General features: G+C 52.9%; 7 protein-coding genes. 6 read left to right on the top strand and 1 reads right to left on the bottom strand.

Annotated features, from left to right (window positions below):
• Positions 1 to 66: 66 nt before the first annotated feature.
• Positions 67 to 2,316 carry a ligand-binding sensor domain-containing protein gene (locus tag DUE52_RS20390; RefSeq protein ID WP_114407943.1) on the bottom strand — a complete coding sequence of 750 codons (2,250 nt, stop codon included), beginning with the start codon at positions 2,314 to 2,316 and terminating at the stop codon, positions 67 to 69.
• Between the two features lie 165 nt (positions 2,317 to 2,481).
• On the opposite strand from DUE52_RS20390, the gene DUE52_RS20385 reads away from it, so the two are divergent.
• The 6 genes from DUE52_RS20385 to DUE52_RS20360 all read left to right on the top strand — a co-directional run bounded on the left by DUE52_RS20385 (position 2,482) and on the right by DUE52_RS20360 (position 14,828).
• Positions 2,482 to 3,876, top strand: a complete 1,395-nt coding sequence (locus tag DUE52_RS20385) for a purple acid phosphatase family protein (RefSeq protein ID WP_114407892.1) — start codon at positions 2,482 to 2,484, stop codon at positions 3,874 to 3,876.
• A 180-nt stretch (positions 3,877 to 4,056) separates the two neighbouring features.
• Positions 4,057 to 4,596 carry an RNA polymerase sigma factor gene (locus DUE52_RS20380; protein WP_114407891.1) on the top strand — a complete coding sequence of 180 codons (540 nt, stop codon included), beginning with the start codon at positions 4,057 to 4,059 and terminating at the stop codon, positions 4,594 to 4,596.
• Positions 4,597 to 4,776: 180 nt separating this feature from the next.
• Positions 4,777 to 5,817: a FecR family protein gene (locus DUE52_RS20375; protein ID WP_114407890.1), complete on the top strand. Its 1,041-nt coding sequence runs from the start codon at positions 4,777 to 4,779 to the stop codon at positions 5,815 to 5,817.
• A 128-nt stretch (positions 5,818 to 5,945) separates the two neighbouring features.
• On the top strand, positions 5,946 to 9,542 hold the full coding sequence (locus tag DUE52_RS20370) for a SusC/RagA family TonB-linked outer membrane protein (protein WP_114407889.1): 3,597 nt from the start codon (positions 5,946 to 5,948) through the stop codon (positions 9,540 to 9,542).
• 22 nt (positions 9,543 to 9,564) lie between these two features.
• Positions 9,565 to 11,259, top strand: a complete 1,695-nt coding sequence (locus DUE52_RS20365) for a SusD/RagB family nutrient-binding outer membrane lipoprotein (RefSeq protein WP_114407888.1) — start codon at positions 9,565 to 9,567, stop codon at positions 11,257 to 11,259.
• A 152-nt stretch (positions 11,260 to 11,411) separates the two neighbouring features.
• Positions 11,412 to 14,828 (top strand): SusC/RagA family TonB-linked outer membrane protein, encoded by a 3,417-nt coding sequence (locus tag DUE52_RS20360; protein ID WP_114407887.1) that lies wholly within the window; start codon positions 11,412 to 11,414, stop codon positions 14,826 to 14,828.
• Positions 14,829 to 14,845: the final 17 nt, after the last annotated feature.

The following is a 14,845-nucleotide window of genomic DNA, read 5'->3' as shown; positions in this document are numbered from 1 at the left end:
AAAGAGGTTTTAGAAAAACTCTGCTTAACTCCCTTTTCCTCCGCTCAACTCCGCGAAACAACCCTCTCATTCAATCATTTTCAAATACCGCCCCATCCAATACGGCAGCAACCAGAAAACCGGTTCGCGTTCGATGCCGGGGTCGCCGTTGATGGCCGACCACGGGTTTTTGTCCCAACGAACAACGGTTCGGATGCTGGCGGGCGGCAATTCATTAACCTGCAATTCATCCAGAACCGGGTTGCGCGAAATCCGAACGTCTTCCCGCTTCGTGTGATCGAACGGCCAGTTGACCAGATCCAGGGGCGTATCGACCAAAAAATCCACGGATGCCGCCAGCTCGGTTTTCTTGTTCCGGGAAAAACAATAAAAGAAATTGACCAGCGGATTTCGGTCACCCCGGCGTCGTTCCATCCAGGCATCCATGTGTTTTTCGTAGAACGCCCGCAGCTTGGGATCTTTCTCGCATTGGATCAGAATCGGATAGACATACGCCTGCAACATGACGTCGAAATAGATGAACCAGGCCGGATTCTGCTGGGCGATCTGGCTCATGTTGTCGAGGTAATGCTCCTGATCGATGAGCCGCCGGTATTCGTTTTCGTACTTCGCCTGACCCGTGACGTGGTGCGCCAGTTTCAAAAACGACAGCATTTCCATCGAATTCTGACTGCGGTCGGGTGTCCACTCGGGGTCGTGATTCAGTTGCTCCGGCGACCAAACCGCCCAGCGCGTCGGCTTGCCATCGACATCGACCAGGTTATAATTGTGCTTGATCAGATAGTCCACAATCCGGGCGATGTGCTGGCGGACGACGGTTTTTTCGGCCTCATCGGCCACCAGTTCATAATAGAGGTAGTAGCCGATCATGTGGCCGCACAGTTCGTCGCTGCTTGTGTCGCCTTTCCAGAGCCATTTTCCGTCTTTCGATTTCCGCCAGCGGGTTTCCACCGGTTTGAAACGCGGTTCTTTCACCAGTTCGTCGGCCCGTTCCCGCGCCGTGAAGATGCGGTTTCCGTCATGAACGCTGGTCCAGCTAGTTGGCACAATGGTTCGGGCAAAAAAACCGTCGGTGTCCGTTACTTCCTGCAACAGTTTCAAAAACCGGAAGGCTTTGGCGGCTTTCGCCTTCGCATCCGGGCTTTGGGTGGTGGCATACCGGAAGCATTCCATCGCCAGGTAGTTGCCGGTATATTCGCCGTCGTTGTCGTCGTCGTCGGGTGCCCAGGTCGTGGTGTCACCGGGCGTCAGCAGCTTGCACTGCCCCGCAATCCACGGTTCGCGGATGTGGCGTTTCATCAGGACGTCGTAGAAATAATCATTCTTCTGCGCCAGATTCATCTTCCGTCTTTTGATCGCACTGACGCCCTTCGCCGTGGCAATCCAGGCGTTTCCGGCGGCATCGAACGCCAGGTCGTTGACGTGATCGTCGAGCAACCAGCGTCGGCTGAACCGCAGCGAATGACGGCCATCGGGCTGATACCGTACGACCCCCACCTCCGTTCCCACCCACATCGACCGGTCGGGCGATTGTTCGACACAAGTTACAAAATTGGACGGAATGCCTTCTTCCTGCCGCAGCGTTTTCACGTTCTGATGTTGGTTCAGAACGGTCACCCCCCCCAATCCGCCCGCCCATATGTTTTGCGCCGAATCGAAGGCAATTCCCTTGATATAAGCACTGATCAGATGATCGGTTTTGTAAAAATGTTCGGTCGAGTCGGCCCGGCTGTGGTATAAACCGACATCGGTGGCCACCCAGATACCGCCCTGCCGATCCGATATCACATCCCGAATTGAGCGCGCTAACGGGTATTTTTTTGGTTGCCAACCCGCAGCCGTATGAAGCCAGACGCCGTGGGGGCCGAGTGCATAAACGCCTTCGTTGGCGGCACAAAGGGCCGAAATGGGCGCGGCCGGCCCGTTCATCCGCTCCAGTTTCTGGTCTTTAAACCGGTAAACCCCATTCCAGGTCCCCAGCCAGACCGCCGAATCGGTAGCCACTTCGACGGCAAAAGCCGGGCCCTGGTCGGCTTCCGTCATCACCGGTGTCCAGGTGTCCTGGTCAGCTTGTTTCCTGAAAATACCGGCGGCCGTAGCAACCCAAACCGTGGATTCCCGATCGACGGCCACACTGCGCACCTCGTTTTCGTTGGGCCGGGTGCCAATCGGATAGGCTTCGTGGTATTCCTGCCAGAAAGCCGAATCCTGGTAAACGACCTCTTCTTCCACGACCCGATCGCCCGAATGGCACGACCAGAACAGGCCGAGCAGCAGGTACAGCGGGAGGGCATAAAGACTTCGTTTGGGGCTCATGAACATCCGGAACGGTTTCTGCTGTAGTATACTCCGCAATCGGAATTCCGGGCTATCGGGCCGGGGACGCAAATTTCAGGTTTTCCGAAAACCAAAAGATTAACACAGCGGTAATAGTCCTTTTCGCAATTTTGGCAGTATTTCCATTGGTAAAAATGAGTCCCTATGAAATTTCACCTGCCGTTTACGCTGCGTTCTGCTTCTTTTCTATTCCTTTTCCAATCCTTCCTGACTGCTCAGGCCCAGGAACACAAACCGTATCTCCCATCGGTTTACCCGGACCGGTTAACCCTGGGATGGCAGGACAACCCGGAGACTTCGCAGTCGGTCAACTGGCGAACCGATTCGACCATCACCAATTCCGTGGGTATGATTGCGGAAGCTGATCCTTCGCCCGAAGTAGCCACGAAGGCCAATACCGTTCCTGCGACGACCCAGGCCGTCAGGCTGGATGGCACCACGAAACTGTATCATACTGTCCATTTCAAAAACCTGAAACCGGCCACGAAATACAACTACCGCGTGGGCAACGGAACCTACTGGACCGAATGGTTCCAGTTTACAACGGCCAGCGACAGCCCGGTTCCGTTTTCGTTTATCTACTTTGGCGATGCACAAAACGACATCCGCTCGCTCTGGTCACGGGCCATTCGCGGGGCATATTCCACCATGCCAAAAGCCGCTTTCATGATTCACGCGGGGGATCTGATCACGACCTCCAACGCCGACTGGCAGTGGGGCGAATGGTTCGAAGCCGGTGGCTGGATCAACGGCATGGTGCCGACGCTGGCCACGCCCGGCAATCACGAATATTTCAAGGATGACGACGAGCAGCGGAAGGTGTCGCGGCACTGGCGGCCGTCGTTTGTACTGCCCGAAAATGGCCCCGAAAAACTGAAAGAAACCGCCTATTATATCGACTACCAGGGCACCCGGTTTGTTTCGCTGGATTCGCAGGGGGCCTTGCTCGACTCGACGGTTTTGGATCAGCAGGCCGACTGGCTCGTGAAGGTGTTGACCAACAACCCCAACCGCTGGACGGTTGTGACGCACCACCACCCGATTTATTCGACCAAAAGCGGGCGCGACAACCAGGAATGGCGCGATAAAATGGAGCCTCTTTATAAAAAATACGGTGTCGATCTGGTTTTGCAGGGGCACGACCACACCTACGGGCGCGGATTGAACATGCCGCTGGGAAAAAGCCGGAAGTATCCCGATGGGCCGGTGTATGTGGTATCGGTGAGTGGGCCGAAGATGTATGACATCGGTTTGCAGGACTGGATGGATCGGGCGGCTTCCAATACGCAGTTGTACCAGATCGTTTCCATCGACGGCGGGAAGCTGGCCTACCAGTCGTTTACGGTAACGGGCGAACTCTATGACTCGTTTGAACTGGCTAAAAATTCGAAAGGCAAGAACCAGCTCACCGACCGGTCGCCCTCGCTCAAACCCGAACGACTCGACCTGCCCACTGAATACCAGAAGCGATTCAAACCGGAACAACTGGAAGAATATAACCGGAAATACAAGGAATACAAAGCCCGAAAAAACCAGTAAAATCACCTAAAAACCGCCTTGCGCAAATTGAGGATAGATTTACGCATTTTGCGACGGATCTATCAAAAAAAATGACCAATTTTAGCTTAACAACAGCCAGTTGCTGAACAGGTCACACCATTGAAGAGAACGAGTACCCAATCGCCCGTAATTTTTAACGTTTCCTAATCACCCACGACAATGGATTGTCTAAATGAACGTATTCTCCGCAGAGTGATCCAGGGCGATCAGGCTGCTTTTGCGGAGTTATATAAGTACTACCGGACACCGGCTCTTAAATTCTGCATCACGCTTCTGAAGGATGAAGAAGAGGCCGAAAACATGATTCACGAAGTTTTTATCAAAATCTGGGATCGACGCTCGCAAATTAACCCTACCCTTAACTTTACCTCGTATCTGTTTACCTGTTTACGGAATATGGCCTTCGACCATCTGAAAAAGATGGAGAAGAACAACCAGCTTAAACAGCAGTACATGGAAAAAATGGCAGCCGCCCGCGACGAAGAACTGGAAGATAAAGAAATGAAGTTCCAGCTCCTCTACACGGCTGTAAACCTGTTGTCTGAAAAACGGAAGCAAATTTTATTCCTCAACATCGAGGAAGGAAAATCCTATCAGGAAATTGCGGAAATGTTGATGATTTCAAAAAATACCGTTAAAAATCAGTTGGTAAAAGCGAAGCAGTTTCTTCGCGAAAAAGTTGACATGGCGGCTTTATAATCCGGCTTACTCCTATTCCCGGTTTTTGTTCAGAAAGCCATTCGACTCCCACCGTTCGAATGGCTTTCGACTTTTATAAGCCCCCGATTCAGACCGGTTTTGTCAAAAATATTTCTCTGATCAATAGTCTTTTAGCAAGTCGGCACAGTATTATAGGCAACTTACCAAACTACCGATAGAATGGTACGGTCCCGCGCCGAATATTTGATTAACAAACTCATCAGCAACACGCTGACGGGGAAAGAATTGGATGAATTGCTGGAGGGGCTGGGAAAAGATGAGACACTACAGGAGTATTCGCCGATTCTGGAAAACTATTTCAATGAGCTGGTCGAAGAAGAACGTTCACCTTCCAACTCAGAACCGACTATAAAACCGGATGATGAAACCGCCCTCACGCGGTCAAAACGGACATCCCTGCCGATTCGAACATTCTATACCGATTACCGGGGCATAGCCGCCTTCGTCACTCTTCTGTTTAGTCTGGGTACCTTATACTACTTTTTCGCCACCAGCAATTCGACTCTGCCCATTGCCCTAAACCAACCCAAAACCGCCACTTTTGCACCGAACACGCCCACCAAAGAAGAAGCCGTACCACGCGGAAAACGAAAAAGCCTGCGCCTGAGCGACGGCAGTGTGGTGAAACTCAATTCGGACACCAAAATACGGTTTCCGAATGCCTTTGGTCAGGCCGTCCGGACGGTTGCTTTGCAGGGAGAAGCTTTTTTTGACGTGGAACGGGACGAATCAAAACCGTTTGTTATTTCGGTGGGTGATCTCCGCATAAAAGTACTCGGAACGTCTTTTAATGTAAAGAATTATGACGACGAAAATGAGGTGGAAATAACCGTCCGATCCGGCCGGGTTAGCGTCAATCTGAATGCCCAATCATCGACGCCCATTATTCTGATAAAAGATCAAAAATTAATCTATTCCAAATCGACCGAATCGTTCCGGATTACCGACGTCAATGCCGGGCAGGAAAGCAGTTGGGTAAACGGCTCGTTGCAATTCAATAATACGCCCATGATTTCTGTTGAGCGGACACTGGAAAAGTGGTATGATGTCGATATTATCATTGAAAACAAAGCACTTTATCATACGTCATTTACGGGAGTCCATTTGAACGAAAGTCTGGATTCTATGTTAGAATCAATTACTTATGCAATCGATGCACAATACGAAATAAACGGCAAAACCGTGATCATTAGAAATTAACAATATCATAAAAAGAGAAACAATGAAAATGAACGAAAACACCTCTTAATTTGATGTGGCAAGCGACCTTACGGATAAAATTAAATTCATTTTTATCTACAGATAATTCCTACTTAATTAATACTTCTATGAACTCGAACTCTATTATTCCACGAATGCTAAGGCATTTGTGTACAGTAGCACTGTTGGCGGGGTTGTGTTTCTCGGCAGCATGGGCAGATCGACCGGAAATCGATCTGGAAAACGTTAAAATATCCCTGGTCCGGGAGGAAGGATCGATCCAGAAAATCATCGGCAAGATCACCAAAATCACCGGTTATGTATTTCTGTATGAGGACAACTTGAAAAGTGAACTCGAAAAGCGTGTCAAAATCGAGAATGGAAACAATCTACAAAGCATCCTGGCCAGCATTTCCCAACAATCGGCGCTGGAATTCAAAGCGGTAAACAAAAACATCGTCATTCGGAAACGTTCCGGGCAACCATCGGAACCAACTGAGATCAAGCAGGGCCGCAAAGTCAGTGGCCGGGTAACCTCCAGCGTCGACGGCGCTTCCCTGCCCGGTGTGAACGTGGTGCTGAAAGGCTCGCAAACCGGTGCCAACACCGACGGAAACGGCCAGTATACCATCGATGTAACGGGTTCAAATCCGGTACTGGTTTTTTCGTACATCGGTTTTGAGACCCAGGAAATTGCCGTCGGAAGCCGCAGCTCGGTTGACCTAACGCTGACCGAAAGCGGTGTAACGCTGAATGAAGCCGTTGTGACGGCCCTCGGGATCAAACGCGAAAAACGGTCCCTGGGCTACTCGGTTCCTGAATTGAAAGGAAACGATCTTACCAATGTAACGCAGGAAAATGCCATGAACTCGCTGGCGGGTCGGGTGCCGGGGGTTGCCATCAACCAGACCAGCGGGGTGGGTTCTTCCATCAGCGTTGTAATCCGGGGAGCCAAATCTCTGACGGGCGACAACCAGCCGCTGTTCGTTATCGACGGGGTGCCGGTGGCCAGCGGGCTGAACAACCTGCGCTCCATGGGCGACCGCAACAACGTCGACTACGGGAACGCCATCTCCGACCTGAACCCGGAAGATATCGAAAGTATTTCGGTGCTGAAAGGCCCCAGCGCAGCCGCACTCTATGGCTCACGCGCCGGCAACGGGGTTATTCTGGTGACGACCAAAAAAGGCACCAAAGGCAAAGGCGTCGGTATCACCTTCTCGACCAGCAATGTGTTTGAACGGCCCTACCGCTACCTGGATTTTCACTACAAATACGGCAACGGCGACCGCAATAACCGCCTGGACGAAAGCTCGGCCTACTGGGGTGGCCCGGCACTCGATGCCGGCAACAACGCCGTTCAGTGGAACAGCCCGGTGGGTGCCGATGGCAACAAGGTGGCTACACCACTGGTGTCGTATAAGGACAACATGAAGAACTTCCTGGAAACCGGGATTACGTCGACCAACAACATTGCGCTGGCGGGCTCTGGGGATAAAACAACCTACCGGATTTCGTTCAATAACATGACGAACAAGGGCCTGATTCCGAACTCGGATTTATTCCGGAATTCACTGGCAACGGCAGTGGCGTTCGACATCAGCAAAAATTTCAAACTGAGCACGAACCTCAACTTCGTTCGGTCGAAATCGAACAACCGCCCTTCCACCAACAACCGGGGTGCTAACCCGCTCGAGGCTGTTTACCTCTATCCACACGTCGATGTTCGTCAATTGACCAACTATTGGGTGCCGGGGAGCGAAGGAATTCAGCAGCGGTCGGTGTCTTCCAACGGTGATAACCCGTATTTTCTGGCCTATGCCCTCAACAACGGCTTCGTTCGCGATCGTGTTTTCGGAAATATCAAACTCGACTGGACCATTTCGCCCGAACTGTCGGCCTACGCCCGGGTTTCGCACGACCAGTTTGCCGAAAACCGGGAAACCAAAATTCCCTGGAGCTACTCACGGGGCCGGAATGGTGGCTATTACCTGCAGGACATCGCCCGGTATGAAACCAATGCCGACGCCATGGTGACCTACCGCAAGAAAATCAGCGATTTCGACTGGAGCATCTCCGGCGGTGGAAACGTCATGAAGCAAAATTACCGCGATTCCTACATGGGCGGAGCCATCCTGACCATCCCGAACCTGTACCGGATTTCCAATATTCCGAATACCGCCCTGCAATTCTCCAACAGCACGTATGAGAAGGCTATTTACAGCTTGCTGGGAACGGCATCGCTGGGGTTCAAAGACCAGCTTTACCTGGATTTGACGGCCCGGAACGACTGGTCGAGTACGTTGCCGGCCGCTAACCGCTCCTACTTCTACCCCTCGGCGTCGCTGAGCTGGCTGGCCAACTATACCTTCAACCTGCCATCGGAAATATCATTGCTGAAATTCCGGGCCAACATCGCACAGGTCGGGAACGACACCGACCCCTACCGGCTGGTTCCGGCGCTGGGAACCGGTTCGTGGGGAAGCCTGATTACGACCAACGTATCGGGAACCCTGCTGAACCCGCAACTGAAACCGGAAATTCAGACCTCGACCGAATTCGGGGTGGAATTGAATCTGTTCAATAACCGACTACGGTTCGACGGAACGTACTACAACGCCGAGAACAAAAACCAGATTCTGACCGTCACGACGCCCACCTCCTCGGGTTTTGGCAGCAAGCTGATCAACGCCGGGGCCCTGGTGAGCAAAGGTTGGGAAATCGTGTTGGGCGGAACACCCATCAAGAGCACCAATGGCTGGAACCTGGATCTGAACGTCAACTTCACCCGCAACCGGACGACCATCAAAGAACTGGCGCCGGGCATCGATTTCTACCAATTGTGGGACGACAACAACGGGGGGGCCTTCTCCTTCGTGGGTGAAGAAATCGGAAACCTCTACAGCCGGGGCTTTGCCACGGTGCAGGATGCGTCTTCGCCCTATTACCGCTGGCCAATCCTGACCCGCAACGGCGAATGGACGGCCGTCAACGACCGGGATAAGCGGGTGAAAGTCGGTAACTTCAACCCCCGGTTTATGATGGGGATGCAGGCGTCGCTTTCCTACAAACGCTTTACGCTGAATGCCAGCTTCGACTGGCGGAGCGGAGGAAACTTCCAATCGTATACGTACCGCTATGGCGAGTCGGACTGGCGGTCGCAACGGCAGCTTGACAACCTGATCCCGGGCGGAACGATGTCATCGACGGACCTGGTGAACATGCTCAAGTCGGATCCGGAAAAATACATCATCCCGGAAAACGGAAACTTCCCGCGTGTTGGGGGGCATACGCAGGCAACGGGTGGTATGGGCTTCGATTCCAACGGCGACGGTGTGCTTGAATACGACGGCGGTTTTATTCCGGGCGTAATCCAGAATGCCGATGGCACGTATACCGAACACCTGGGCGGCACCGGCACCAACATTTACCCGATCACCGACACCTACCCCTGGAGCTTTAACCAGCAGATCACCTTCGACGCTTCGTTTGTCAAACTGCGGGAAATCTCCCTGGGCTACAACATTCCGAAACTGTTCGGACTGCGCAATGCCAACATTTCGGTCTATAGCCGGAACATCATTCTGTGGACGGCGGCTAAAATCGGGATCGATCCCGAACGGGCTTTCCAGGCCGATGGTGGCCGGTTCCGTCAGGGCATCGAATTGCAGAACGTCATGCCGTGGACCATTCCGGTTGGCTTTAAAGTAGGCTTCAGTCTGTAATCGTAACAACATCTTATTTACCATGAAACGATTTCACCTTTTTTCCAAAGCGGCTTTCATTCTGGCGATGTTCCTGTTCTCCTCCTGCGAAGAGCAACTGACCGAACTGAATGAAAACCCCAATGTGGTTGACCCCGCTACGGCCAACCCAAACATGTTGATGCCCACGGTCACCACCGGCCTGGCAACCAGTTATCTGGGACTTGGCTACGGCGATATTGCCGGGGTTGTGCAGCACACCCAGAAAGACGGCTGGTTTGGCGGACATAACCACTACGACTGGACGCCCAACGACTGGAGCAATTATTATAACCTGTTGCGTAACAACGAGTTTCTGTATCAGCGGGCGTCGGAACTGGGCTTCAAATTCCACCAGGGTGTGGCTCTGACCATGAAGGCCTACATTTTCGGGCTGATCACCGACCTCTGGGGCGATGCGCCTTACACCAATGCCTTGAAGGGCAACTTGTCCAACGACTACATCCTGCCGACGTATGACAGCCAGGAGGTAATTTACAAGGGCATTATCGAGGATCTGAAAGCCGCTTCGGCCCTGTTTGCCACTGGCGAAACAACGGGCTATCTGACCAACTACGATGTGTTCTACAAGGGCAATGCGGCCAACTGGCACAAGTTTGCCAACTCGCTGCTGCTGCGGTATTACATGCGGATTTCGGCCAAATTGCCGGACGTTGCCAAAGCCGGGATCGAGAGCGTTTACAGCTCCGGCATTTACATCAAAAGCCCCAGCGAAGATGCTGTCATGGACTACATTGGTGCCACTGCCGCCAACTCCTGGCCCGGTGCCGTTGCGTTTGAAGCCGATCCCTCGGAATACCGCCGTCGGAAACCCGCTAAACCGCTGGTCGACAAACTGCTGCAATTCAACGATCCGCGTCTGAAAGTATGGATTGCGCCGGTTTACGTGCAGTGGGTGGCTGATCCGACCCTCACCGCCCCGGTCGATCCGTTTATCCGCCGAAACGGGGTCATTCAGACGGGTACGGTTTCGTTGACCGATGCCGCCTTCCTGCCGCTGGTGAAAGCCGGTACGAAGTTTACCCGGAACTTCAACCCCAACACCTTTTCCGTAGCGATCGACACGCGTGAATACGTGGGGGTTCCGCCCGGCTTGATTGACCCAAGCTCGTACAACTACAACCCGACAACGGGACAAGTTGTTCAGAATCAGCACGTTTCACAACTTGCCGAACTCTATCGCGGAAGCAGTGGCGGTTTGCTGAAAGCCCGGCTGATGTCGGCTTCCGAAACTTCGTTCATTCTGGCCGAAGCGGCCATGAAAGGCTGGGCGGTCGGAAGTGCCGAAACCCACTACAACGCCGGGGTGAAAAATTCACTCGAAACCTGGGGCGTTGGAACGCAATACAACACCTACATCGCCACCACCGGTGTTAAATTCGACAACACGCTGGCCCAACTCATGGATCAAAAATGGATTTCCAGTTGGACGGCAGCTCCCGAAGCCTGGTTCGATTACCGTCGAACCGGCCTGCCCGCCTTTAAACCCGGCCCGGCTGCGGCTGAAAATGTGTTGCCGGTGCGTTTCATTTACGGCGATAACGAAACCAACTATAACAACGCCAATGTGACGAGCGCACTGAGCAAACTGGAAGAAAATGCCCATACCAAAATTCGGGGCAAAAACAGCCAGTGGGCCAAACCCTGGGTGATTCAGGGAACCGGTAAACCCTGGTAATTAAATTACCTTGAACAAATTGAAAAGGGTGGACCGTATTCCACCCTTTTTCACGTAAATTATTTATATTTCAGCACTTTATTTTTATAAACCGTATACTCAATTTAATACCTCCTCTTTTCTCTTTTTCTGTAAACTCTTATGCAAAAACTATGAACCGAACCTCTATTTTTTCGAAAACGCTCCGGTGTTTGTTTGTCACCACATGGTTGCTGGGAATGGTTCTCGCGCCGGCCCGGGCGCAGCAATCCCGGCGAGTAACCGGTATCATTAAACTGGGAACCGACAACTCCCCCATTCCCGGCGTCAATGTGCTCATCAAAGGCTCCACGCTCGGAACCACCAGTGACAACAATGGCCGGTATTCGCTGGAGGTCAGCGGTACCAATCCGGTTTTGATTTATTCCTTTATCGGTTACAAAACCGAAGAAGTGACCGTTGGCAATCGCAGCACCATCGACGTGACGATGACCGAAAATGCTGAAATGTTGCAGGAAGCCGTGGTGACGGCCCTCGGGATCAAACGCGAAGAACGCTCGCTGGGCTACGCGGTTGGAAAAATTGACGGCAAAGACCTCACGCGCGTCGTTCAGGAAAATGTGCTCAACAGCATGGCCGGCAAAGTGGCCGGCGTCAACATCAGCGCCACCGGCGGAACCGGCTCATCGGTCAGCATGGTGATTCGGGGTGCCAAATCGCTCAGCAGCGACAACCAGCCGCTGTTTGTGGTCGACGGCGTTCCGATTGCCAACACGCTCAACAACGTCAGCCAGGTCGGGAACGACAACCGGGTCGATTACGGCAATGCCATTTCGGGTCTGAACCCCGACGACATCGAAAACATTTCGATCCTGAAAGGACCCAGCGCAGCCGCACTCTATGGCACACGCGCGGGAAACGGCGTGGTGTTGATTACGACCAAAAACGGTTCCAAAGTCAAAAAGCTGACGGTAACGATTACATCGAACACGGTGTTCGACCAGCCATATAAATTTCTGAAATGGCAAACCAGTTTTGGCTCGGGGCAGTATTCGGCCATTCCGGTTTCCATCAGCAAAAACCCGCTGACCAATCCGTTCGGCAAGCTGATTCAGGAGGAAATTGGTGCCACCTACGGCGCGGCCCTGGACAAAGGTTACGAAGAAGTGCAGTGGAACAGCCCGCTGGATGCCAACGGAAAACCGATTCCGATGCCGCTGGTATCGCACAAAAACAACGTCAGAAACTTCGTTCAGACCGGTATCACCACCACCAACGGCATTTCCATCGCCAACAGCACCGACCAGATTACGTACCGGATTTCGTATTCGAACATGCAAAACCGGGGGATTATTCCCAACTCCGATCTGTTTAAAAACACGCTGAATTTCAGTTCGTCGCTCAAACTCAGCGAGAAACTGCGGATGAGCACCAACGTCGACATCAGCCGTAACAACTCCAACAACCGCCCCGCCGGAAACCGGGGTTCCAATCCGTTGCAGGCGGCTTACAACACTTCGCCCCACATCGACCTGCTCGAACTGAAAAACTACTGGATGCCGGGTCAGGAAGGTCTGCAGCAACGTACGCAGTATAACGGAATTTATAACAACCCGTATTTTCTGGCGAATGAAGTCAACAACGGCTTCACCCGCGACCGCGTTTTCGGTAACCTGCGTGCCGACTGGCAAATCACGAAGGATATCAGCTTCATGGGCCGGTATTCGCTCGACACCTACCAGGAACAACGGGAAACCAAGATCGCCAACAGCTACACCAACGATCCGCGCGGAGCCTACGGTCTGATCAACATTGGCTCGTTCGAAAGCAACGCCGACTTTCTGGCTACCTACAAAAAAGACATTGGCAACTTTGGCCTATCGGTTTCGGCAGGTGGGAACTACCGCCACCAGAAAGGCTCGAACCTCACCAACGCCACCCGCAACGGCACCGGGTTGATCGTTCCGGGTGTTTTCACCATTCAGAACATTGCCCCGGCCAACCTCGACTACAACAGCACGAAATTCGAACGCGGCATCTATAGCCTGTACGGACTGGCCAACCTGAGTTTCAAAGACATGGTGTATCTGGATTTGACCGCCCGCAACGACTGGTCGAGCACTTTGCCAGCCGCCAACCGCTCCTACTTCTACCCCTCGGCGTCGCTGAGTGTGTTGCTGAATGAAATTCTGCCGGTTTCCAACACCATCAGCTTGCTGAAACTGCGGGGCGGGATTGCACAGGTGGGGAACGACGCCAATCCGTATATGCTGCTCAGCACACTGGGCAACGCCGGAAGCTGGGACGGGATTCCGCGCCTGAACGTGCCGGGAACCCTGCTCATTTCGGACCTGAAACCAGAAATTGCCACCTCTACGGAGTTTGGCCTTGATGTGAATCTGTTCCGAAACCGCCTGCGGGCCGGTGCCACGTATTATGTATCGGAAAACCGTAACCAGATTTTGAGCACCAAACTGCCGCCGTCATCGGGTTATACCCTGAAAAACATCAACGCCGGTTTGCTGGTCAGCAAAGGAATAGAGCTAACGCTGGGCGGTACGCCCATTGAAAAGAACGGCTGGCGACTGGATGTGAACGCCAACCTGACCCGCAACCGCACGACCATCAAAAAACTGTCGGACGACCTCCCCTATTTCACGCTCTGGACCGACGCTAAAGGTGGTGCCTGGACGTATGTGGGTGATGAAATCGGCGATTTATACGATGCCAAAGTCGTGACGGTGGAAGACAAAAGTTCGCCGTACTACGGCTATCCCATTCTGGATCAGACCGGCAAGTGGCAGTCTATCGACGCCATCAACACCAAGAACAAAATCGGAAACTTTAACCCCCGCTTTATTCTGGGTATGCAAACGTCGCTCAGCTACCGCGGTTTCAGCCTGAACATGACGTTCGACTGGCGGAATGGCGGGGATTTTGTCTCGCAAACCTACCGCTACGGCGAGGAAGACGGCCGCTCGCAGTTGTTTCTGGATAAACTCATCAATCCCAACGGACTGACCGGCGATGCGCTCCGCAACTACCTCGTGGCCAACCAGGACAAAATGATTCTGATCAATGGCAACAACTTCCCGCTGGTGGGTGGACCAACGCCCGACTACAATGGTTATCCGTTCAAATATGGCCCCTACACCCTTCCCCACGGCGGGGTGTTCATTCCGGGCGTTGTGGCAACCGGTTACGACGAAAATGGCCAACCGACCGGCTACAAGGAAAACCTGGGCGGCCCCGGCACCCTGATGCTGCCGTTTGCCGGTTCAACCTCCTGGGCGTTCTCGCGGGCGGTTACGTTTGATGCGTCGTTCCTCAAACTCCGTGAAGTATCGTTCGGGTATGATCTGCCGCAGAGTTTTGTGAAACGAATCGGGCTGCAAAATGCGAACGTTTCGGTCTACAGCCGGAACATCATTCTGTGGACAGCCGCCAAAATCGGCATTGATCCCGAAATGGCTTTCCAGCTCGAATCCGGCGTTCAAAGCTCCGGGATTCAGTTCAAGCAGGGCATCGAACGGTATAATGTCACGCCCTGGGTTATTCCGGTTGGCTTCCGGCTTGGTTTAACATTTTAAGCAACCCGATCTTTTCA

Origin of the sequence: Larkinella punicea, from assembly GCF_003334855.1 — a bacterium.
GTDB classification, from domain to species: Bacteria; Bacteroidota; Bacteroidia; order Cytophagales; family Spirosomataceae; genus Larkinella; species Larkinella punicea.
This window is presented reverse-complemented; position numbering and strand designations above follow the sequence as displayed.

Excerpts from the sequence above, each read along its gene's own strand:
- DUE52_RS20385 (WP_114407892.1), top strand. The coding sequence starts at position 2,482 with ATGAAATTTCACCTGCCGTTTACGCTGCGTTCTGCTTCTTTTCTATTC.
- DUE52_RS20375 (WP_114407890.1), top strand. The coding sequence starts at position 4,777 with ATGGTACGGTCCCGCGCCGAATATTTGATTAACAAACTCATCAGCAAC.
- DUE52_RS20360 (WP_114407887.1), top strand. The coding sequence starts at position 11,412 with ATGAACCGAACCTCTATTTTTTCGAAAACGCTCCGGTGTTTGTTTGTC.
- DUE52_RS20365 (WP_114407888.1), top strand. The coding sequence starts at position 9,565 with ATGAAACGATTTCACCTTTTTTCCAAAGCGGCTTTCATTCTGGCGATG.
- DUE52_RS20390 (WP_114407943.1), bottom strand. The coding sequence starts at position 2,316 with ATGAGCCCCAAACGAAGTCTTTATGCCCTCCCGCTGTACCTGCTGCTC.
- DUE52_RS20380 (WP_114407891.1), top strand. The coding sequence starts at position 4,057 with ATGGATTGTCTAAATGAACGTATTCTCCGCAGAGTGATCCAGGGCGAT.
- DUE52_RS20370 (WP_114407889.1), top strand. The coding sequence starts at position 5,946 with ATGAACTCGAACTCTATTATTCCACGAATGCTAAGGCATTTGTGTACA.